This is a genomic window from Aeromonas sp. sif0611 (assembly GCF_019218845.1).
Taxonomy (GTDB): Bacteria; Pseudomonadota; Gammaproteobacteria; order Enterobacterales; family Aeromonadaceae; genus Aeromonas; species Aeromonas media.
In genome coordinates this window covers 1-20,006 of the sequence record NZ_JAHUWU010000008.1, presented here as the reverse complement: position 1 = coordinate 20,006, position 20,006 = coordinate 1, and the positions used below count along the sequence as shown (strand labels likewise).

General features: G+C 63.2%; 18 protein-coding genes and 1 riboswitch. Of the genes, 5 read left to right on the top strand and 13 right to left on the bottom strand.

The window, feature by feature from the left end:
• Positions 1-215 precede the first annotated feature (215 nt).
• Positions 216-1,412, top strand: a complete 1,197-nt coding sequence (locus KW824_RS16930; RefSeq protein ID WP_218410406.1) for an amino acid aminotransferase — start codon at positions 216-218, stop codon at positions 1,410-1,412.
• Between the two features lie 113 nt (positions 1,413-1,525).
• On the top strand, positions 1,526-2,452 hold the full coding sequence (locus tag KW824_RS16925; RefSeq protein WP_139751356.1) for a LysR family transcriptional regulator: 927 nt from the start codon (positions 1,526-1,528) through the stop codon (positions 2,450-2,452).
• A gap of 12 nt (positions 2,453-2,464) precedes the next feature.
• Here the strand turns inward: KW824_RS16925 and KW824_RS16920 are convergent, their stop codons facing one another.
• The 7 genes from KW824_RS16920 to KW824_RS16890 form a co-directional block, all read right to left on the bottom strand.
• Positions 2,465-2,788 (bottom strand): DUF1820 family protein, encoded by a 324-nt coding sequence (locus KW824_RS16920; RefSeq protein ID WP_043133393.1) that lies wholly within the window; start codon positions 2,786-2,788, stop codon positions 2,465-2,467.
• A gap of 118 nt (positions 2,789-2,906) precedes the next feature.
• Positions 2,907-3,818 carry a YjjW family glycine radical enzyme activase gene (locus KW824_RS16915; protein WP_218410405.1) on the bottom strand — a complete coding sequence of 304 codons (912 nt, stop codon included), beginning with the start codon at positions 3,816-3,818 and terminating at the stop codon, positions 2,907-2,909.
• Positions 3,808-5,334, bottom strand: a complete 1,527-nt coding sequence (locus KW824_RS16910) for a YjjI family glycine radical enzyme (RefSeq protein ID WP_218410404.1) — start codon at positions 5,332-5,334, stop codon at positions 3,808-3,810. The genes KW824_RS16915 and KW824_RS16910 overlap by 11 nt, the downstream gene beginning before the upstream one ends.
• A gap of 115 nt (positions 5,335-5,449) precedes the next feature.
• Positions 5,450-5,791, bottom strand: coding sequence for an AzlD domain-containing protein (locus tag KW824_RS16905; RefSeq protein ID WP_182787560.1), 342 nt, complete (start codon positions 5,789-5,791; stop codon positions 5,450-5,452).
• 2 nt (positions 5,792-5,793) lie between these two features.
• On the bottom strand, positions 5,794-6,507 hold the full coding sequence (locus KW824_RS16900; protein ID WP_139439611.1) for an AzlC family ABC transporter permease: 714 nt from the start codon (positions 6,505-6,507) through the stop codon (positions 5,794-5,796).
• A gap of 120 nt (positions 6,508-6,627) precedes the next feature.
• Entirely contained in the window at positions 6,628-7,104 is a 477-nt protein-coding gene (locus KW824_RS16895) for a murein L,D-transpeptidase family protein (protein WP_041206757.1), read from the bottom strand.
• 325 nt (positions 7,105-7,429) lie between these two features.
• The gene (locus KW824_RS16890) at positions 7,430-9,280 is read right to left on the bottom strand and encodes a M3 family metallopeptidase (RefSeq protein ID WP_218410403.1); all 1,851 of its coding nucleotides are present in this window, start codon (positions 9,278-9,280) and stop codon (positions 7,430-7,432) included.
• Between the two features lie 295 nt (positions 9,281-9,575).
• Between KW824_RS16890 and KW824_RS16885 the strand changes: the two genes are divergently transcribed.
• The 3 genes from KW824_RS16885 (at position 9,576) to KW824_RS16875 (ending at position 13,738) form a co-directional block, all read left to right on the top strand.
• Positions 9,576-11,270, top strand: coding sequence for a methyl-accepting chemotaxis protein (locus KW824_RS16885; protein WP_218410401.1), 1,695 nt, complete (start codon positions 9,576-9,578; stop codon positions 11,268-11,270).
• Between the two features lie 262 nt (positions 11,271-11,532).
• A riboswitch (cyclic di-GMP riboswitch) is annotated at positions 11,533-11,618 on the top strand.
• A gap of 65 nt (positions 11,619-11,683) precedes the next feature.
• Positions 11,684-13,108 carry an N-acetylglucosamine-binding protein GbpA gene (gbpA, locus tag KW824_RS16880; RefSeq protein WP_218410399.1) on the top strand — a complete coding sequence of 475 codons (1,425 nt, stop codon included), beginning with the start codon at positions 11,684-11,686 and terminating at the stop codon, positions 13,106-13,108.
• Between the two features lie 99 nt (positions 13,109-13,207).
• Complete coding sequence (locus KW824_RS16875; RefSeq protein ID WP_256351409.1) at positions 13,208-13,738, top strand: cytochrome b; 531 nt, start codon at positions 13,208-13,210, stop codon at positions 13,736-13,738.
• 89 nt (positions 13,739-13,827) lie between these two features.
• Here the strand turns inward: KW824_RS16875 and cbl are convergent, their stop codons facing one another.
• From cbl to KW824_RS16845, 6 genes are all read right to left on the bottom strand, one after another.
• Positions 13,828-14,775, bottom strand: a complete 948-nt coding sequence (gene cbl, locus KW824_RS16870) for an HTH-type transcriptional regulator Cbl (protein ID WP_218410391.1) — start codon at positions 14,773-14,775, stop codon at positions 13,828-13,830.
• Positions 14,776-14,891: 116 nt separating this feature from the next.
• Positions 14,892-15,959 (bottom strand): sulfate/molybdate ABC transporter ATP-binding protein, encoded by a 1,068-nt coding sequence (locus KW824_RS16865; protein ID WP_171272623.1) that lies wholly within the window; start codon positions 15,957-15,959, stop codon positions 14,892-14,894.
• Between the two features lie 74 nt (positions 15,960-16,033).
• A complete protein-coding gene (gene cysW, locus KW824_RS16860) occupies positions 16,034-16,927 on the bottom strand; it encodes a sulfate ABC transporter permease subunit CysW (RefSeq protein ID WP_218410385.1) in 894 nt (297 codons plus the stop codon).
• A complete protein-coding gene (gene cysT / locus KW824_RS16855) occupies positions 16,924-17,763 on the bottom strand; it encodes a sulfate ABC transporter permease subunit CysT (protein WP_182310371.1) in 840 nt (279 codons plus the stop codon). Before cysT ends, cysW begins: the two co-directional genes overlap by 4 nt.
• 279 nt (positions 17,764-18,042) lie before the next feature.
• On the bottom strand, positions 18,043-18,618 hold the full coding sequence (locus tag KW824_RS16850; protein ID WP_218410383.1) for an alpha/beta hydrolase: 576 nt from the start codon (positions 18,616-18,618) through the stop codon (positions 18,043-18,045).
• 39 nt (positions 18,619-18,657) lie between these two features.
• A complete protein-coding gene (locus KW824_RS16845; RefSeq protein ID WP_218410381.1) occupies positions 18,658-19,659 on the bottom strand; it encodes a sulfate ABC transporter substrate-binding protein in 1,002 nt (333 codons plus the stop codon).
• Between the last annotated feature and the right edge of the window lie 347 nt (positions 19,660-20,006).

Sequence of the window (20,006 nt, the reverse complement as noted above, 5' to 3'; positions counted from 1 at the left end):
CAGTTGACACTATAAAAGGCACCCTCAGCGGCCAAAAGGGGTGATTAATTTTATGGCTGGCATATTCTTCATGGGCGGCCGGGCCCTCTTGCTACGACAACAACTGTCATCCTTGCTGCCATGTCGAACAACTTGAGGCCACTTCCAGATTACGCCATGATAACAGCCCCGGCCCCGGGCCGGCGAAATTGGACTGTCAACTTCAAGGACCCCCCATGTTTGAACACGTCGATGCCTATGCTGGCGACCCCATACTGACGCTCGTCGAAACCTTCCACAAAGACACCCGCGAGCAGAAGGTGAACCTGGGGATCGGCCTCTATTACGACGAGCAGGGGCGCATTCCGCTGCTGCCCTCGGTGCAGCAGGCCGAAGCCCAGCGCGCCGCCGCCCCGGCGCCGCGCCCCTACCAGCCGATGGAAGGCGCCGCCAACTACCGCACTGCGGTGCAGCACCTGCTGTTTGGTGCCGACCACGAAGCGGTCAAGGCTGGACGTATCGCCACCATCCAGACCATCGGCGGCTCAGGCGCGCTGAAGATCGGCGCCGATCTGCTCAAGCGCTACTTCCCGACCTCCGAGGTGTGGGTCAGCAATCCGACCTGGGACAACCACAAGGCGATGTTCGAGGGCGCCGGCATCAAGGTGCACGACTACCCCTACTACGATGCGGCCACCGGCGGCGTGCAGTTTGACGCCATGATCGACTGCCTGAGCAGCCTGCCGGCCAAGAGCATCGTGCTGCTGCACCCCTGCTGCCACAACCCGACCGGGGTGGATCTCTCCCGTGCCCAGTGGGACCAGGTGATCGCGCTGGTGGTCGAGAAGAACCTGATCCCCTTTATGGACATCGCCTATCAGGGCTTCGGCGACGGGCTGGAAGAGGATGCCTACGCCATTCGCGCCATGGTGGCCGCCGGCGTCAGCTTCTTCGTCAGCAACTCGTTTTCCAAGAACCTCTCCTTCTACGGCGAGCGTTGTGGCGGCCTGTCGGTCATCTGCCAGGATGCCGAAGAGGCGAGCCGGGTGCTGGGCCAGATGAAGGCCACCGTGCGCCGCAACTACTCCAGCCCCCCCACCCACGGCGGCCAGATCACCGCGGCCGTGATGAGCCAGCCCGAGCTGCACACCATGTGGGTCGGTGAGGTGACCGAGATGCGTACCCGCATCAAGGCGATGCGCGAGAAGCTCTACGAGGTGCTGAGCGCCAAGGTGCCGGGCCGCGACTTCAGCTACTTCATCAACCAGCGCGGCATGTTCAGCTACACCGGCTTCACCCCGGAGCAGGTGGATCGCCTGCGCGAGGAGTTCGCCGTCTATCTGGTGCGCTCCGGTCGCATGTGCGTGGCGGGCCTCAACAGCCGCAACGTCGACTACGTGGCGGACGCCATGGCCGCCGTGCTAAAGGGGTAATCCCCATGCCCCGCTCAAGCGGGGCTTTTTGTTTGTTCCGTCTGGAGGGGCAATCCCGGCTGCCAGACGTTCCCCTCATCCTCGCCCGCACGGGCTTCATCCCGGGAGGTTTCATGGATCTCATCGCGCTCTCACGCCTCGGCGGCCGTCATCTGGTGACCCTGCACCTGCTGCTGGATACCCAGAGCGTCACCCGCAGCGCCGAGCGGCTCTGCACCACCCCCTCCACCGTCAGCAAGACCCTCAACCAGTTGCGGGATCTGCTCGGCGATCAGCTGCTCTATCGCCAGGGCAACCAGCTGTTGCTGACCCCGTTCGCCGAGCGGCTTGGACCCAGCCTGCGCCGGCTGCTGAGCGAGCTGAACGGCCTCACCAGTCCGGAGGGCTTCAACCCCGCCAGCTGGCAGGGGGAGCTGAATCTGGCGATGCGGGAAAGCAGCATGATCTGGCCCATGGGGCCCGTGCTGGGGAAGTTGATGCAGGAGGTGCCCGGGCTGGTGCCCGTCATCTGGAACAAGGATCAGCAGGGACTGGCGGCACTGGCGGCGGGCAAGCTCGACTTCGTGATCCTGCCCCACGACCAGAGCCAGCCCCTGCCCAGCCAGCCTGGCCTGGTATGGGAGACGTTGCGGGAGGACAAGCTGGTCTGCCTGCTGCGGGACGATCACCCGGCGTTGGCCGGGCCCTGGGATCTGGATGCTTACTTAAGCTGGCGCCATGTCGTCATTCGCGACAGCGAGCTGGCCGACCCCTTCTTCGAGCAGAGCCTGGCCCAGCGTCAGGTACGACGCCAGATCGGTGCCACCCTGCCGGACTTTGGCAGTGCGGCCGCCCTGCTGCGCCAGAGCGATCTCATCCTCACCGCCATCGACGGCTGGGCCGGGCAGGCCAGGCCGTCCGGGCTGGTGAGCCGGCCCGTCCCCTTCGACTACGGCGCCGTGACCCACAGTCTGGTGTGGTACGGCCCCCTGGGAGAAGATCCCGCCCTGCACTGGTTCCGCCAGCGGATCCTGCAGCTCGCACGGGAGCTGAGTACCTAGTACCCGGACGGCTCAGGGCTTCTTGGTGTAGATGGGGCTCGGGAAGGAGGCGACGTTGCTGCCCAGATCCGTGATGCGGGCAGCCCCCTGCTTGCGCACCTGATCGATGCGCAGCACCTGGTGCATGGGGATCAGGGTGCGGTTGACGTCGGCAAACTCACTCTTGAGCTTCTCATGGCTGGGATCGACGATGAGCGCCGTGTGGTTATCCCACACGAAGTTCGCTATCTCGATGAAGCCGAACAGCTGGCCCTGATTCACGTCCTTGACATAGACCTCGTAACGCTCGTTGTGACAAATAAACTGCACTCGATATAAGGCGTTGGTTTCACTCATGGGTATCTGTTGATGATGGGCGGTTTTCCCATTCTAGCCGCCACTTTCCGCGCACCAAATAGACAGACATCACAGTTGCGTCATATCGGGACTCAGGAGGAAAAACATGCCGGCCTCGTCACAATGGCGGCAGGGAGATTGGGCCAAATCCTTTCACCTTCAATGCGTTGGACAGCCCATCCAGCTCGTCCATGGCAGCCTCCTGCCAGCCCGTCGCCTCCCCGCGCACCCCGTGATGGCGAAACCCGTTGAGACGGATGGGGACGGGCCCCAGGCTCTGCAGAAAGCTGACCAGGCCCGCCTCCAGCTTGCCATCGGCATCGATGAAATCAGTGCGCCCCGGTACATGGAGCAACCGTAATTCTTCTAGCTTGCCCACCCGTGCAAGCAATTGCAGCGACGCCAGCACCCTCTCTCGGCCCTGGCCGGTGAGCGCATGATGTACGGAGCCGCGCCATCCCTTGAGATCGATCATGGCACCGTCGAGTACCGGCAGCAGCCGCTGCCAGCCCGCCTCACCAAGGGAGCCGTTGCTGTCGAGCAGGCAGCTCAGGTGAGTCAGGTCGGGCGCGGCCTTGATGGCCGTAAACAGGTCGGTCACGAACGGCAGCTGGGTGGTCGCCTCGCCGCCGGAGACGGTGATGCCGGTGAGCAGCGGGCCGTAGCGGCGCAGCAGGGCCAGCACCTCGGCCACCGACATCTGGTGGGTCTTGGGGCTGGCACTGCGGGGACAGGCATCCAGGCAGCGGTCGCAATGGGTGCAGAGCGACGCCTGCCAGCGCACTCGGCTCTCGCCAGGACGACCCTCGACGAGCGTCAGGGCCCCGCTTGGGCAGCCGGGTACGCAGTCGCCACAGTGATCGCACAGCCCTATGGTGTGCGGGTTGTGGCAACCAGGGCAGCGAAAGTTGCACCCTTGCAGGAAGAGCACCAGCCGATTGCCGGGGCCGTCCACGCAGGAGAAGGGCAGCCAGCGGCTGACCGTCGCGGTGCGCGCCGCCCCTGCCCGCCTGCCGCACTCAGTAGTCACGCAGGCTTGCCTCAAGGCCCACCACTCGCGGCGCCCGCCGGCGGATCCCGGTCAGCTCACTCGCCTCGGCGCCGAGGCAGGTGGTCTGCAGTCGCGACCCTTCGGCGGCGAAGCGGGCCACGTCGCTCTTGCGGATCATGTAGCCGGTCACCCGCACCAGATCGCTGTCCGCCACGTTGGCGCTGAACTCGCGCATGCCGAGGGCGAAAGCCCCCTTGCAGAGCTGCAGCAGCGCCTGCGGGTTCTGGCGTATGGTGGGATCCAGGGTCAGGATCTCGCTGATCCCGGAGTGGTAGTAGCCGTGGTGCGGGGCCAGGGCCAGCAGGTGGCTGGCGGGATCCGGCTCCTCCCCATAAGGGATGCGCACCCCGGGGGTGACCCCCTGGTCCAGGCTGAGCCCGCCCTGGGAGTGCAGCAGGGCACGCCCGCCCCAGGCATGGGGCTGGGGCCGGGCCGTCACCCAGGCCGAGAGCCGGGCCGAGATGCGATGGCCGAGCTGGTTGGCCCCCTCGTCGTGGCCATAGCGCCCGGACAGCCCCGCCTTATCCATCAGCAGGTTCACCGCCTCCGCCATGCCAAAGATGCCGAACATGGGGACGAAACGCGCCTCCTCGATCAGCCCCTCCTCCACCAGGAAGCTGGCGAAGAAACCGGACTCATGGTGCAGGAAGGCGGCCCTTGCCTCGATAAGCCGGAAGGCCTGCTCGCAATAGTGGGGCAGCCAGCGCGTCATGAACTCCTCGAGGTCGGCACTCTGCTCGGCCATCCCCTTGAGGGAGAGGCGCACCAGGGTATTGGCGCCGCCTCCGAGCGGCAGGGCGTTGTAGCAGCTGACGATGCCAAAGCCCCTCTCATCGAAGGTCTCCCTGTGGATCGGGTAGTTGACGATGTGAGGCTTGCCGCACAGGGCTATGTTCTGCACCCCCTGCATCAGCAGGCTGTCCGGGGTCGATGCGGGATCGTGAAACAGGCTGAGGTTCGGCGCCACCTGCTTGAGCTCGCCGTCGATACGCAGGATCAGGCGGCAGATCCTGTTGTCATCCGGGCCTATGTTGACGTGCATGAAGGCATCCGGCAGCACCCTGTCCAGGTAGATCCAGAAGCCCTTCAGCTTGCGATACAGCGTCTCGTCATCCAGCTCCCCGACGAAAGGCAGCAGCAGGTGATCGAGGCGCCCCAACCAGACCGGCATGCCGGTGACGGAGGGCACATGGTGATAGAGGATGCGCAGGGCATCCAGGGCCTCGTCGAAATCCTGTGGCGGCGCCAGCTCCAGCCAGGGGGAGCCCTGGCGCAGGAACTTCTCGTAGTCCGGCAGCACATAGCGTGGCTTGTAGGGGGCATGTCCCTCGAACATGTCGCAGAGCACCCCTTGCGCCATCGCCTCGGTCACCTCGGCAGGCAGCGCGGGATAGGGCAGCGCATTCTCGGCGGCGAGCGCCAGGGCATGGCTCTTCTGAGCGGGTGAGAGCAGGGGGTCGCGCACTATGCGCTGACAGGTTTCGGTGAAAGACATGGGGAGCTCCTTGGCGGACAGTCCCTAAATCCTCACACTTGAGAGGCCTTTTTTAAAGTGACATTCACAACATAACGGATGTTTGATAGAGACATCCGTTATGTTGGATCACGACTCAACCCAACCAGGGCAGCAGCGCCGCCAGTCCCCCCTGCCAGCGCAGCAGGAAGAAGCCCCCCATGCCGACCACCACCACCACCAGGGTCGGCAGCCGCAGAAGGGTCAGCGCGGTCACCAGCAGGGTCGCGGCCAGGTAGTCCGGATCCCAGTCCAGTCCCTTGCCCGGCTCATAGCTGAAGACGATGGGCAGCCAGATGGCGGTCAGCACCGACTGGGCCGAGAAGCTGAGGAAGGCCCCCATTTCGGCACCGGGCTGATAGCGGGTCAGCCGCGAGAAGAAGGCGAAGCGATTGAAGAAGGTGATCAGGGCCAGCAGGCCTATCATCAGCCAGCCCATGGTCATCTCCTCATCCGGTGCAATACATAGCCCACCACCATGCCGGCCAGGGCCGAGATGATGATGTGGATCTCCGCCAGCAGCGGCTTGGTGAGCAGTGCTGTGCCGCCGCTCACCACAGTCGCCGCCACCATGGGCAGGTTCTTCATGGCGGGGATCGTCATGGCGATGAAGGTGGCGGCGATGGCAAAGTCCAGCCCCATCTTGTCCAGCCCCTCGATGTACTGGCCGGCGGCGATGCCGAGCAGAGTCGCCAGGTTCCAGAACAGGTAGAACACGAAGCCCGCGATCAGGGCATAGGCGGGGTTGAAGACGCCGTGGCGCTCCCTGTCTTTCAGTGCCACCGCGAACATCTCGTCGGTCAGGAAGAAGGCGAGGCTGGCGCGCCAGCGCAGAGAGAGCGGCAGCACGTCCCGGCGGAAGGTGAAACCGTAGAGCAGATGCTGGGAGGTGATGACCATGGTGGAGCCCATGATGGGCAGCAGGGGGGTGCCCGCCCCGAACAAGGTGGTGGCCGAGAGCTGGGCGGCGCCGGCATAGACCAGCAGCGACATCAGCTGGGCCTGCACCGGACTCAGGCCCGCCTGCAACGCCAGGGCACCACACAGTATCCCCCAGGGGATCACGGAAATAGAGAGGGGGAGAATATCCAGGGTGGCGCGCCACCAGAGCACACCCGTGCGCTCGGGCGCGGGGAGGCTCGTTCCTGACATCATGGGATCATCCTTGTGACTGCCAACGCGAACCGGAAAAACTAGCACGGTGCGGGATGGGCTGTCACGCCATCCGGGGCGGAAATAAAACGCCCGCTGGGCAGCGGGCGTGAGGGGCGAGGATCAGGGCTCGATGATGATGGGGGTGCCAGGCTCGACGGCGTTCCAGATCTCGTCCATCTCGTGGTTGAGCACGGCGATGCAACCGTTGGTCCAGTTGGACGGCTGCACCCTGCGATCCCCCATGCGATTGAGCTGACCATGGATCATGATCATGCCGCCCGGGCGCACTCCCAGTTCATTGGCACGCTTGATGTCGTCCAGATTCGGGTAGTTGATGTGGATAGCCTTGTAGAAGCCGGAATTGCTCTTCTTGTAGTCGAGGGTGTAGCGCCCTTCCGGGGTACGCTGATCCCCTTCCTGCAGCTTGTGCCCCTTGGGAGCCGGACCCAGGGCGACCCAATAGCGCTTGACCGGCTTGCCATCCTTCATCAGGGTCAGGCTATAACTCGACTTCTTGACCACCACCATGTCGGCGGACAGGGTGGCAAAACTCAATGCGGGCCACAGCCCCAGCAAACACAACAATACGGCTCTCAATTTCCATCCCTCGACAAGCCTTCAGGGCTTTGTATTTAGCTAATCATCTGAATGTCGCCACTCTCTGGCGGCGAGCGAGCGCCATGATATGGGATCGCCGTGAATACTCAATATATCCAGAGAAACATATCTGTGACCCGCCTCGCCAGCGCTCAGCCAAAGCCTCTGCGCATCACCATAATTAATAGTCAAAACAGATAGATGGCGCAAAAAAACAGGCACATCTTGCGCCGCGGCAAAGATCCCGCCCCACCTGACCACGCTTGCTTCCTGCTGAAATGAACAAGCCCTGCCGAGGGGCAGGGCTTGATGGTGGAGGAGCGCCTCACAGGGCGGCGGCGGACTCACGCTGATAATGCTGGCGGATCCAGGTCTCGAAGTCGGCCAGCATGCGGCCCTCCGACTCGCGGTTGTCGGCAATCAGCTCGGCGCCGTGCATCACCCGGATGTGGGCGTCGAGCGGCGTCCCCTCTCCGGCCGGTGGGCGCTGGCGCGCCGCCGCCATGCAGGCTGCGGCCGTCGCCCACGCCTGCGCCACACTCTGGTTGCACGCCTCGGCCAGGGGAACGGCACTGAAGCCTTCGCCAGTGAGGCTCCTGAGCGTCTCGTCATGGGTCATGCCGTTGCCCGGCCCCCAGTAATGGGCGGCCAGATCCGGCCCGATGCGCGGATTGTCGGTGAGGTAGCCGTCGCGCCCCAGGAAGTAGGCACGGGTCTGCTCCACCGCCATCAGCGCCAGCAGGTAGCCGTGATAGGCGCAGGCCGACTCCTGGTTGAGCAGGTGCGGAATGGCCAGCAACGGGCGCGGGCTCTCCACTCCCAGGATGGTGCGCTCCCAGCGCCGGGCCAGCGCCAGCACCGCCTCGGGAGTGCGCTCACTGTCTGCCATGGCGTAGAGATCCCGTTCGAAGTAGGCCACCAGCGCAATCTGGCGCTCGTTGAAGGCGCGAAACGGCTGGCGCGCCTCGATCATCCCCTTGATGAGCTCGTCGGGAATCGCCTCCCCCTCCCCATTCCTGGCATAGCGCTTGAGCCAGTCCGCGTCATCCAGCAGGCTGTCGCAGAACATGGACTGGGTCTCGGCATAGGCCATGGAAGTGGGGGGAAACTCCTGGGAGAAGCAGGGGGCGTTGCCGGTGACATTGGCAAAGTGCGCCGCATGGCCACCCTCGTGGAACAGGGTGTTGAGGCCGCTCCAGCCGCTGCCTACCTGGGCCGGATCCGCCAGGCTGGTGAAGTTGACCACCGCCGGGACCCACTCCCCCTCCTGCCAGAAGCTCGGCACAGGGCCGTGGCAGAAACCGTTCTCGTATTTCCCCTCCCGGGTCAGCAGATCCAGGGTAAGGGTGGCACCGCGATACTGGATGCCGAGGCGGCGGAAGCTCTCGACCCAATCCTGCAGCGCCCGGGAGAAGGGCACGTAGGGGTCGAGCTGGCGGGTCACGTCGCCACTCACGCTGTAGCGCAGGTTGTGGGGCAGCAGGGCCGCCTCTCCCTTGGCGGCTTTCAGCTCCGCCAGGCTCTGGTGTACCCGCTGTTCGGTGCGGCTGATAAAGTCATCGAGCACGGCGAACAGCTGCTCCGGGCTCATCTGCTCGTTCTTGTGCACCTTGTAGTCGAAGTAGTCCCGATAACCCATGGCCCGGGCGAAGCGGTTGCGCAGGGCCACCACCTCGAGAAAGCCGTTGCCGACCACCCACTGCTCCAGGGTGTGGAACATGGCGAGCGCACTCTGGCGCACCGCCTCGTCGCTACTTGCGGCCAGCGCCGTGCTGGCGGCGGGCAGACTGCCGGCCACCTGGCGGCCCTGCTCGTCCAGTAAAGTCAGCTTCAACCCCTTGCGGCGGGCAAAGAGATCCGCCTCGGCGACCACCAGCTCGTCCATCAGGGCCGCGGCGGCCGGATCCTCGATGACGTTGCACTCGAAGAAGGCCACCCAGCCCGCCAGGCCGCGCCTGAGAGCGGGCTCCTCGGCCTGGGCCTGCATCTCCCGCAATGCGGGCAGCCTGGCCGGATCGGCGCAGAACGCCTTGTAGGCCTGCTCGGCGGCGGTGAAACCGGCCTGATCGTCGCTGGTACCCATGTAGGTGGACCAGAACAGATCCTCCTTGCGCCTGTGTACCCTCAGGTAGTCGGCGTTGAGCTGGTTCAAGTAATTCCTGGCAATGGAACTCATAAATTCCCTCTTTTTATGGGGTCACCCACAGGGGTGCCCACTCCTTTTTGGTGAAATGCCAACTCATTCACACTTCCTGCAAATAGGGCCGGCAAATAGTGCGCCGGGATGCGCCAGACCACGCTATCAAAAGCGAGGGTTCCTGTCTGCTGGCTATACTGGTTGCCAAAAAACTCAATTGGCGGTCAATCATCACAACCCATTGAAAGTTAAATAAATGTTAACCAAAAAAACAATCGAGACCAGCCAACTGACTGGCCCTCACCAGATCCGCACGGGAAAGAAGGAAAAGACTATGTTCAAGCTCGGTGATATCGCCGTGAGTCGCAAACTGATGCTGCTGCTCTCGGTGGCGCTGGTCGGCTTCATCGCACTGCTGCTCATCTCGGCCAGTGCCCTGCATCGCAACCTGATGAGTGAGCGGGAAGCCCGATTACAGGCGGTGCTGGATCTCGCCATGAGCCGGATCCAGACCCTCGCCGCCACCCTGCCCGCCCCAGAAGCGCAGGCCGAGGCCAAGGCCATGCTCGACAGCATGCGCTTCGATGGCGACAACTATCTGTTCGTACTGGATGAGAATCGCCGTGTGGTGGTGCACCCTGCCAAGCCCGAGCTGGTCGGCCAGCAGATGGGCGCGCCCGACGCCGCCCCCGCCGACGCCCACTGGCAACGCATGGTGGATCTGGGCAAGGGAGGCCATCAGGGTCGTCTTAAATACCAATGGATCTCCCCCTCCGGCGAGGTGGCCCAGAAGATGTCACTGGTGGCTGGCTACCAGCCCTGGGGCTGGATCCTGGGATCCGGTCTCTTGCTGCAAGACATCGAGGCCACCATCTGGTCCCAGTATGAGCTGATGGGAGGGGCCACCCTGCTGGTGATCCTGCTGATGGGATGGCTGGGGATGACCATCAGCCGCTCCATCGTCAAGCCACTGGCTGAGATCAAGGGGGCCATGGCCCAGGTGGCAGCCGGCGATCTGGTGGTGAGCATCCCGGTGCATGGCAAGGATGAGCTGGGGGCCGTCGCCACCAGCACCAATCAGGGACTGGATGCCATTCGTCACGCCCTGCTGGAAGCCAGCCAGGGGGCTCGCAACGTGGCGGATGCCGCCCTGCGCATCGCCGCCTCCGCCGAGCAGACCAATCAGGCGGTCAACAACCAGCGGGATCAGCTGGCCCAGCTCGCCACCGCCATGAACGAGATGAGCGCCACTATCTCGGATGTGGCGGGTCACGCCGAGAACACGGCTCGCGACACCCAGGACGCCACCAGCGAGGCCGGACTCGGCAACGAAGACGTCCACGCCAGCGTGCACGGCATCCAGGCACTCGCCACAGAGGTGGAGCAGGCCACCCATCAGGTCAATCGGCTCAAGGAGGGGGTGATGCAGATAGGCGAGGTGACGGCCGTCATCAGCGCCATCTCGGATCAGACCAATCTGCTGGCCCTCAACGCCGCCATCGAGGCGGCCCGCGCTGGCGAGCAGGGTCGCGGCTTCGCCGTGGTGGCCGACGAGGTGCGCCAGCTGGCCAGCCGCACCCGCCACTCCACCGAGGAGATCCAGAGCACCATCACCCAGTTGCAGCAGCGGGCGATGACCGCCGCCAGCGCCATGGACGCCAGCCGCAAGCTGGCGGAGAGCAGCGTCGGCCAGTCCGAGAAGGCGGGGCAGGATCTCTCCCTCATCGTCAATCACATCCAGCACGTGAGCGACATGGCGACCCAGATCGCCACTGCGGCGGAGCAGCAGAGCATGGTGGCCGAGGACATGAACCGCAACGTCAGCGGCATCAATGACTCGGCCCTGGAGATGTCCCAGGCCGCGTCCCAGCTGGCCCGGGAGAGCGAGCTGCTGGCCGGACTCTCCCGCAGCCTGGACGAGCGGCTGGCGGTGTTCAGGCTCGGCAATGGCCTCTCCCGGGATCTGTCGCCCGGTCAGGCTCCGCGCTCCTCGCCCTCCCGCCGCACAGACCAGTACCCGCACCACTGACCACCTGACACAGTCCCATTCCCTGCCGGCCCCGTCGGCAGGGGATTTTTTCATTGATGAAAAATGTCGCGATTTTGCATCTTTTGACAGAGAGGGCGAAGCAAAACCCAACTTGATGAATTAAATATAATTTTAAAAACAGAGTGTTAAGTGATTGCTCTACTCCGATGAGGTCAAGCTGTAAAGATTTACACTTAATAATTTAATCAAAAGAAGCCATCATGGTGGCGCCGTCCTCAAGGGCGGCACCCTGACCCTTTATGTAGTCATTTGGCAAACTGGTTGAAAGGCCAGGACGCAAAGCCTCCGGTCTAAAGACATGTCGTCCAGGATAGCGGGGTTGCCACACTCAGGTGTGTCACGGGGAATTCCCCTGCCAACTTGACTGCCCACATCACCGAACAGAGGAATGTATGGCAGCAAAAATCAAACTCAATCATGTGGCCACCGCGCTAGCGCTGCTCGCCAGCGGCGGCGTGCTCGCCCACGGCTACATCAGCCAGCCGGAAGGGCGCAACTATCTGTGCAAGACCGGCGGCAACAGCCAGTGCGGCGCCATTCAATGGGAGCCACAGAGCCTGGAGGCGCCGTCCGGCTTCCCCAATGGCGGCCCCGCCGACGGCCAGATCGCCTCGGCCGGTCATCCACAATTCGCTGAGCTCAACGCCCAGACCAGCGATCGCTGGACCAAGCGACAGGTGCAGGCCGGCCCCTTCGCCATCGGCTGGACCTTCACCGCCAACCATGTCACCCGCAACTGGCGCTACTACCTCACCAAGCAGGAGTGGAATCCGAACCAGCCGCTGACCAGGGACTCCTTCGATCTCAATCCGTTCTGTGTCATCGACGGGGGCATGGTGCAACCGCCCAAACAGGTCACCCATCAGTGCACCCTGCCGGCGCGCACCGGTCATCAGGTCATCCTCGGCGTCTGGGAAGTGGGAGATACCGCCAACAGCTTCTACAACCTGATCGATGTCCAGTTCGACGGCGGCACCCAGCCACCGCTGACCTGGAGCCAGGGCGGGACCATCTACCCGTCCACCGATCTGGTTGCCGGCGACAAGGCCAAGACCCGGGTATTCGACGCCAACGGCGAACGCACCGATCTGCAGACAGTGCTGACCATAGGTTCCGCCGAGCAGGGTCAAAAGAACAACTGGGCCCACGATCTGGCCGCCAAGATCAACGCCGAGCAGAGCCAGATCCGCGCTGGTCAGCAAGGCTCCGATGGCCAGTTCAACCCGGTCTACGGCCAGAATCCCGTCTACCTGAAGGCAGGCAGCAACCTGCAGCGGGTCGAGGTCCAGCTCGAGCAGCAGCAACCCCCGGTGAATGACGGCATCAGCGTGAGCGGGCTGGAGAACGAATACCTGCTCGACAACGGCAAGGTCACCCTCAACTTCACCGTCACGGCCGAGGGGGATCTCGCGGTCACCAACACCCTGTATGACCACGGTGGCGCCGCCAAGGGTCAAACCAGTGCCGACATCAAGGACAGCAGCCAGAGCTTCACCATGGAGGTCAGCGGTCTGAGCGCCGGTCACCACCAACTGGTGATCGAGGGCAAGCCGAAGGCGGGCGGCGCCCCTCTGCAGCAGACCATGGATCTGATGTTCAAGGATCCGGCCAGCGGCGGTGACTACCAGTACAGTTTCCCGGAGGGGCTCAAATCCTATGCGGCAGGCACCAAGGTACTGCAGCCGAAAGATGGCAAGATCTATCAGTGCAAGCCCTACCCCTACAGCGGCTGGTGCACCATCTGGACGAGCACGGCGACCCAGTATGAGCCCGGTGTGGGCACCAACTGGCAGGATGCCTGGACCCTGGTGAACTGATCCCCGCAATCAGAAGAGGCCCGAGCGGCCTCTTTTTTGTGCCTGTCATCCGGGCTCCCGGTGCCTTGCAGCACCCTGGGCCCCAGTCGGAAAAATCCCATGACGAAAGACTACTATGACCCCCTGAGCCGCCTGCTGCACTGGTTGATGGCCGCCGTCATCCTCTACGCCACCCTGGCGGGCTACCTGATGCACCTGGTGATCGACAGCCACCCCAGGCTGTTTCAGTTTCTGTCGGTGTTGAACATGTCGATGGCGACCCTGATCACCCCGCTCTTCCTGCTACGCTGGGGCTGGCGGCACTGGCGCGCACCCCTGCCCGAAGATAAGGCCGAGCCTCACCATCCCGCCGCCAGGCTGGCTCACGCCCTGCTCTACGGCCTGATGTGCATCGTGCTGTTGAGCGGCTTCCTGATGTTGGAGCAGGGTTATTCCCTGTTTTGGCTCTACCCGGTCGGCAACCCCATCGATGTACCTGAGGTCAACGCCTTCTTCTTCGGCGTGCATCGCCTCGGCTGCCTGTTACTGGCGGCGCTGCTCCTGCTGCACGTGGCCGCCGCCCTCTACCATCACAGGATCAAGGGGGATCGCACCCTGTATCGCATGTTGGGTCCCCAGAGCGGGCGCTAACCAATGAGTGAGGCTCTGGGCCTGGCTGAAGAGCCGAATAAGCAACAGGGAGCCATCGGCTCCCTGTTTTTTCAGACCATGCGCCACATTCAGATCTGGTAATCGAGCAGCGGCTCGTTGCTCATGGCCCTGGCCTGGATCTCCGCCAGCGCCAGCTCGGGGTTGCAGAGCTGGATAAACTGCCAGGTGAAGTTGTGCTGGAACTGCCCCTGCTTGAGGCCGATCCAGGCGGTGTGCGGCGCAAACAGCCGGCTGCCGTCGAGCTGCACCAGCCCCTTGTCCCGCTGGGGATCGAACGCCATGTCAGCCAGTATGCCCACCCCCATCTCCAGCTCGACATAGGTCTTGATGACGTCGGAGTCCTGGGCGGTCAGCAGGATCTGCGGATGTATCCCCGCCTCGGCGAAGGCCTCATCCACCCGCACCCGCCCAGTCAGGCCCGCCTGATAGGTGACTATAGGCCAATGGGCCAGGGCCGCCAGGGTGAGCTCCCGCTCGGCGGTGAGGGGGTGCTGCTCCGGCACCACTATATTGTGGTGCCAGCGGTAGTAGGGAAAGGCCACCACGCCTTCGCTCTTGTCGAGCTGCTCGCTGCTGATGCCGATGTCCACTTCGCCGGTCTGCACCAGCCGCACTATCTCCTCCGGGCTGCCCTGGCGCAGTTCCAGCTGCACCAGGGGGAACTGCTCGCGAAACGCCTTCACCACACGGGGCAGGGCATAGCGCGCCTGGGTGTGAGTGGTCGCTACCAGCAGCCGCCCGGAATCCCGGTTGGCGAAGGTGCTGGCCAGTTTGCGGATATTGTCGGCGTCCCCCAGAATGCGCTCGGCGATCACCAGCAACTCCTTGCCCGGCTCCGTCATGCCGAGCAACCGCTTGCCGTAACGGATGAAGATCGCGAGCCCCAGCTCCTCCTCCAGCTCGCGGATATGGCGGCTGACCCCGGACTGGGAGGTAAAGAGGGCATTGGCCACCTCGGTCAGGTTGTAATCCCGCCGCGATGCCTCCCGGATAATACGTAATTGCTGAAAATTCACCTCATCGCCTCCTGCGCTGAGTGGCGGTGGATACTGCCACCGTCCTCTTGTTATTGGGTGGCCGGATCAGGATCCGGCTGTAAGCCTGAAAGGAGTCTCGTCTTGGGCCCTCGCCCTCAAATCTGGTAGTCGGGATAGAGCTGCGCATGTCGGGCCACCAGACGCACCCCCTGGCCGGGGGCGAAGGCACGGGCGGCCTCCTTGCTCAGCTCGGCCTCGTAGTGAGCCCCCCTGGTCTCGCCATCCCCGCGCAACTCCACCCGGATCCGCGGCCCCATGGGCAACAACCGGGTGATGGTGGCGCTGATGCCACCCGGTGCATCCGCTGGCAGAATCTCCAGCTCGTGGGGGCGCACATAGGCGATGGCCGCACTGCCTTGTGCCAGCTGGGAGCTGATGGGGCCACCCAACTGCTGCTCACCTATGCCAAGCCCCTGCCCGGCCACCCGGCCGCGGAACAGGTTTACGCTGCCGAGGAAGCTGTGCACGAAGGCGGTGGCGGGCTGGTCATAGACCTCGGCCGGAGTGCCGATCTGCTCGACCCGGCCTGCGTTCATCAGCACCACCCGATCCGCCACCTCCAGGGCTTCCTCCTGGTCGTGGGTCACGAACAGGCTGGTGACATGCAGCTCGTCGTGCAGCTCCCTCAGCCAGCGGCGCAGCTCCTTGCGCACCTGGGCATCGAGGGCGCCGAAGGGCTCGTCCAGCAGCAGTACCTTGGGCTGCACTGCCAGAGCACGCGCCAGGGCGACCCTTTGGCGCTGACCACCGGAAAGCTGGGTCGGATAGCGTCCGGCCACGTGGCTGAGCTGTACCAGATCCAGCAACTCCTTGACCCGGGCGCGGATGCTGGCTTCATTCGGCCGATCGGAACGTGGCTTGACCCGCAGGCCAAACGCCACGTTCTCGAACACCGTCATGTGCCTGAACAGGGCATAGTGCTGGAACACGAATCCGACGTTGCGCTCGCGCACGTGGAGATCCGAGGCATCCTCGCCGCGGATGATGACGTTGCCGCTGTCGGCCTGCTCCAGCCCAGCGATGATCCGCAGCAGCGTGGTCTTGCCGCAACCGGAGGGGCCGAGCAGCGCCACCAGTTCACCGTCATGGAAGTCGAGATTGATGTCGGCCAGGGCCGCGTACTGATTGAAATGCTTGTTGAGTCGTTGAACCTGAATGCTCATGGCTGCCTCTCTAAACCGTTAAACCGGATTCATGGTTATCCGGGCTGGCCTACCAGCAGGCAGACCAGGCCATATCAATGGGACTGGGTGGGCTGAGCGCGCAGCCGGGCCAGCAGGGTCTCTCCCAACAGGGTGAAGATCCCGAACAGGGCCAGCAGGCTCGCCACCGCGAAGGCGGCGCCGGTCTGGTACTCGTTGTAGAGGATCTCGATGTGCAGCGGCAGGGTATTGGTCTGACCGCGAATGTGGCCGGAGACCACCGACACCGCACCAAACTCCCCCACTGCCCGGGCGGTACAGAGCAGCAGACCATACATCAGGCTCCAGCGGATGCCGGGCAGGGTGACCCGCCAGAACATCTGCAAGCCGCTCGCCCCCAGCATGATGGCCGCTTCCTCCTCTTCCGGACCACGGGCCTCCATCTGGGGCAGCAGCTCGCGCACCACGAAGGGCACGGTAATGAAGGTGGTCGCCAATATGATCCCCGGGGTGGCGAAGATGATCTTGATGTCGTGCTCGCTCAGCCAGTCGCCGAACCAGCCGCGACTACCGAACATCAGCACGAACATCAGGCCTGCTATCACGGGCGAGACCGAGAACGGCAGATCGATGAGGGTAATGAGCAGTTGCCGACCCGGGAAACGGAAGCGGGCTATGGCCCAGGCGGCCGCCAGCCCGAACAGCAGGTTGAAGGGCACGGAGCAGAGGGTCACCAGGGCCGTCAGACCAAGAGCGCTCAGGGCATCCGGCTCGCTGATGGCATGCCAGAAGAAGGCAAGGCCCGGGCTCAGGGCCTGGATAAAGACTGTGGCAAGCGGCAGCAACAGCAGGGCGGCGAACCAGCCCAGCCCGACACTTATCAGCAGCCACTTCACCCAGACGGGCTCACGGGTCACGGCAGGCTGGCGCACCTGAGTGGCAGGCACTCCATCGAGGGCCAGCTCCAGGCTTGCGTTGGATGCGTTCATATGCGGCTTCCTCCGATGCGTGCCCAGCTCCAGGCCTGCAACTTGTTGATGATCAACAGCAAAACAAACGAGATCAGCAGCATGACGGAGGCGATGGCTGAAGCCCCGGCATAGTCATACTCCTCCAGGTGGCTCATGATCATCAGCGGCGCGATTTCCGACACCATCGGCAAATTTCCGGCGATAAAGATGACGGAGCCGTACTCCCCTACCCCGCGGGCAAACGCCAGGGCAAAACCGGTGAGCAGCGCCGGGATCAGGGTAGGCCACAACACTCGCGCGAAGGTCTGCCAGCGATTGGCGCCAAGGCTGGCGGCGGCCTCCTCTTGTTCGGTCTCAGCCTCCCGCAGCACGGGCTGCAGGGTGCGCACCACGAAGGGCAAGCCGATGAAAGTGAGGGCGATCACCACCCCTATGGGGTTGTAGGCGAGCTCTATACCAAAGGGGGCAACCCACTGACCTATCCAGCCGTTGGGGGCAAAGATGGCGCACAGGGCAATGCCGGAGACGGCAGTCGGCATGGCGAACGGCAGGTCGATGAGCGCATCCACCAAGCGGCGACCGGGGAAACTGTAACGCACCAGCACCCAGGCCAGGATCAGTCCGAAAAGGCTGTTGAGCAGGGCGGCGATAAAAGCAGCCCCGAAGCTGAGGCGAAAAGAGGCAAGCACCCGGGGGGAGCCTATCACCTGCCAGAACTCGGCGGCCGTCAGGTGGTTGACCGCGAACAGCACCAGTGCCGAGAGGGGTAGCAGTACCAGTATGCTCAGGTAGAGCAGACTGAAGCCCAGGGTCGGCCCCAGACCAGGGAGGACGGAATAAGAACTTAATCGCATAACACATCCGTTTGTTATAAAAATTTTCGATACGCTGATTCTGCTCACGACCGCCAGTGACAACAAACACCAATAACGCCTTTGCTAAGCACTTTTTTATCTAACAACGACAAACCAGGGCTTTTAGAGCGATAAATAGAAAAAAAGGTCTTCTATATAAATAAAAGACCTAACAAACGGAGCGGTGAAACCTGAACTGTGGAGACAGTCACTATGGGATCAGGGTGGCGAGCCTGTCTGATATCTTGCGGGAACTCTCCTTGTCATATGGGCAGAGGATCAGCGGAAGCTGAGGGCAGCCCGCCTGTCCCACTCGGTCGAGGCGGGGTCCACCACCATCTCGGCCCTGTGATGAAGGGTGTTCAGCAGGTTGAGCCCCTGACTCCACTCCCCATGACCGGACTGGGCATTGATGTGGCCCACCTCGCCGGCATCGAACAGCGGCACCTGCCACTGGCGACTCCAATACTCGGCACGTTCGAAGCTCATCCAGGGATCGTTGCGGCTGGCGATGAGCTGGGCGGACACCTTGATGGACCCTGCCAGCGCCTCGTCCGGAATGCCGAAGCGGGACGGATCCGCAGGCGCCACTATCAGGATGGAGGAAACCTTCTCCGGCTGTAACCGGGCGGCAGCGATGGCCGTCAGGGCACCGAAAGAGTGCGCTACCAAGTGGACCCGGCTGCGCCGGCTCCTGAGCTTGCTCGCCAGTTTGGCACTCCAGACCGTCAAATCTGGCTTGTCCCAAGGCAGGCCAACCATGCGCTGCCAGTGTGGAAAGTGCTGATGCCAGCGACTCTGCCAGTGATCCGGCCCACTGTTGTGCAGACCGGGAACCAGAAGGATCTTGTTCATCATGGTGCTCCTAGCTGTTGTCACAGGGACCGGCCGGCCTTAGCCGCCCGGTTGGTAAATCTGGTCGAACAGCCCACCCTGGGCGAAGTGCTTCTTCTGTGCCTTGTCCCAATCCCCTTCCAGATCCTTGACGGTAAAGAGCGCCAGCTGCGGGAACTGGGCCGATGTCTCCTTCAGGATCGCCGGGTTGCTCGGGCGATAATGGTACTTGGCGATGATCCGCTGCCCCTCGTCGGAATAGAGGTAATCAAGATAGCCCTTGGCGACTGCCTCGGTACCGTGCTTCTTGGCTACCTTGTCCACCACGGCAACCGGGGGTTCGGCCAGGATGGAGACCGAGGGCACCGCGAGTTCAAACTTGTCGCTGGTCCCCGGCTGATTCAGCACCAGCAGGGCTTCGTTCTCCCAGGCCAGCAAAACGTCGCCGAGGCCCCGCTCGATGAAGCTGGTGGTGGCGCCCCGGGCGCCGGAATCCAGCACCTTCACGTTCTTGAACAGATCGCCGACAAACTGTTTGGCACCCTCTTCAGTGCCGCTCTTCTTCAGGGCATAGCCCCAGGCAGCCAGATAATTCCAGCGCGCACCGCCGGAGGTCTTGGGGTTCGGGGTCACGATGGCGACATCCTTGCGAACCAGATCACCCCAGTCCTTGATCTGCTTGGGGTTGCCCTTGCGCACCAGGAAGACGATGGTGGAGGTATAGGGAGACGCATTGTTGGCAAGGCGCCCCTCCCAATCGCTGGCAGTAAGACCCGCCTTGGCCACGGCATCGACATCATAGGCCAGCGCCAGCGACACCACGTCAGCCTCCAGGCCATCCACCACGGCACGGGCCTGCTTGCCGGAGCCACCGTGTGACTGGCTCACCACCACATCATCGCCCGTCTTTGCCTTCCACTCCTTGGCAAAGGCGCTGTTATATTCCTGGAACAGCTCGCGGGTCGGGTCATAAGAGACGTTGAGCAGGCGCACCTCGGCCGCATTGGCCTGGCCGAGTGTCAGCAGAGAGAGCAGGGTCAGGGCGGTCATTCGCAGTTTCATGGTGATACTCCATATCGTTGGGTTGAGTACAGAATGCCGCCTTCTACATATATCAGGAAGAAAGAAAAAGCGCTTTGCTTATCTCTTTTACGCATATTAGGCCAACCGCCAACGCACACTTACTGCCGCGAACCAGCTCCCCGATACCCCTGATCGCCCAGCTCGCCCCTCATCAACGTCAGATTGCAGGCACGAAAAAGCCCAGTCTGTTGACCGGGCTTGCTGAAGGCGCATAGCAAAAAGGCCTTCCCGTTAGGGAAGGCCTTTCAAATTAGTGGCGGAGCGGACGGGACTCGAACCCGCGACCCCCGGCGTGACAGGCCGGTATTCTAACCGACTGAACTACC

Coding starts and splice junctions, on each gene's coding strand:
- KW824_RS16930 (WP_218410406.1), top strand. CDS start 216: ATGTTTGAACACGTCGATGCCTATGCTGGCGACCCCATACTGACGCTC.
- KW824_RS16925 (WP_139751356.1), top strand. CDS start 1,526: ATGGATCTCATCGCGCTCTCACGCCTCGGCGGCCGTCATCTGGTGACC.
- KW824_RS16920 (WP_043133393.1), bottom strand. CDS start 2,788: ATGAGTGAAACCAACGCCTTATATCGAGTGCAGTTTATTTGTCACAAC.
- KW824_RS16910 (WP_218410404.1), bottom strand. CDS start 5,334: ATGTCTTTCACCGAAACCTGTCAGCGCATAGTGCGCGACCCCCTGCTC.
- KW824_RS16905 (WP_182787560.1), bottom strand. CDS start 5,791: ATGGGCTGGCTGATGATAGGCCTGCTGGCCCTGATCACCTTCTTCAAT.
- KW824_RS16900 (WP_139439611.1), bottom strand. CDS start 6,507: ATGATGTCAGGAACGAGCCTCCCCGCGCCCGAGCGCACGGGTGTGCTC.
- KW824_RS16890 (WP_218410403.1), bottom strand. CDS start 9,280: ATGAGTTCCATTGCCAGGAATTACTTGAACCAGCTCAACGCCGACTAC.
- KW824_RS16885 (WP_218410401.1), top strand. CDS start 9,576: ATGTTCAAGCTCGGTGATATCGCCGTGAGTCGCAAACTGATGCTGCTG.
- gbpA (WP_218410399.1), top strand. CDS start 11,684: ATGGCAGCAAAAATCAAACTCAATCATGTGGCCACCGCGCTAGCGCTG.
- KW824_RS16875 (WP_256351409.1), top strand. CDS start 13,208: ATGACGAAAGACTACTATGACCCCCTGAGCCGCCTGCTGCACTGGTTG.
- KW824_RS16865 (WP_171272623.1), bottom strand. CDS start 15,959: ATGAGCATTCAGGTTCAACGACTCAACAAGCATTTCAATCAGTACGCG.
- cysW (WP_218410385.1), bottom strand. CDS start 16,927: ATGAACGCATCCAACGCAAGCCTGGAGCTGGCCCTCGATGGAGTGCCT.
- cysT (WP_182310371.1), bottom strand. CDS start 17,763: ATGCGATTAAGTTCTTATTCCGTCCTCCCTGGTCTGGGGCCGACCCTG.
- KW824_RS16850 (WP_218410383.1), bottom strand. CDS start 18,618: ATGAACAAGATCCTTCTGGTTCCCGGTCTGCACAACAGTGGGCCGGAT.
- KW824_RS16845 (WP_218410381.1), bottom strand. CDS start 19,659: ATGAAACTGCGAATGACCGCCCTGACCCTGCTCTCTCTGCTGACACTC.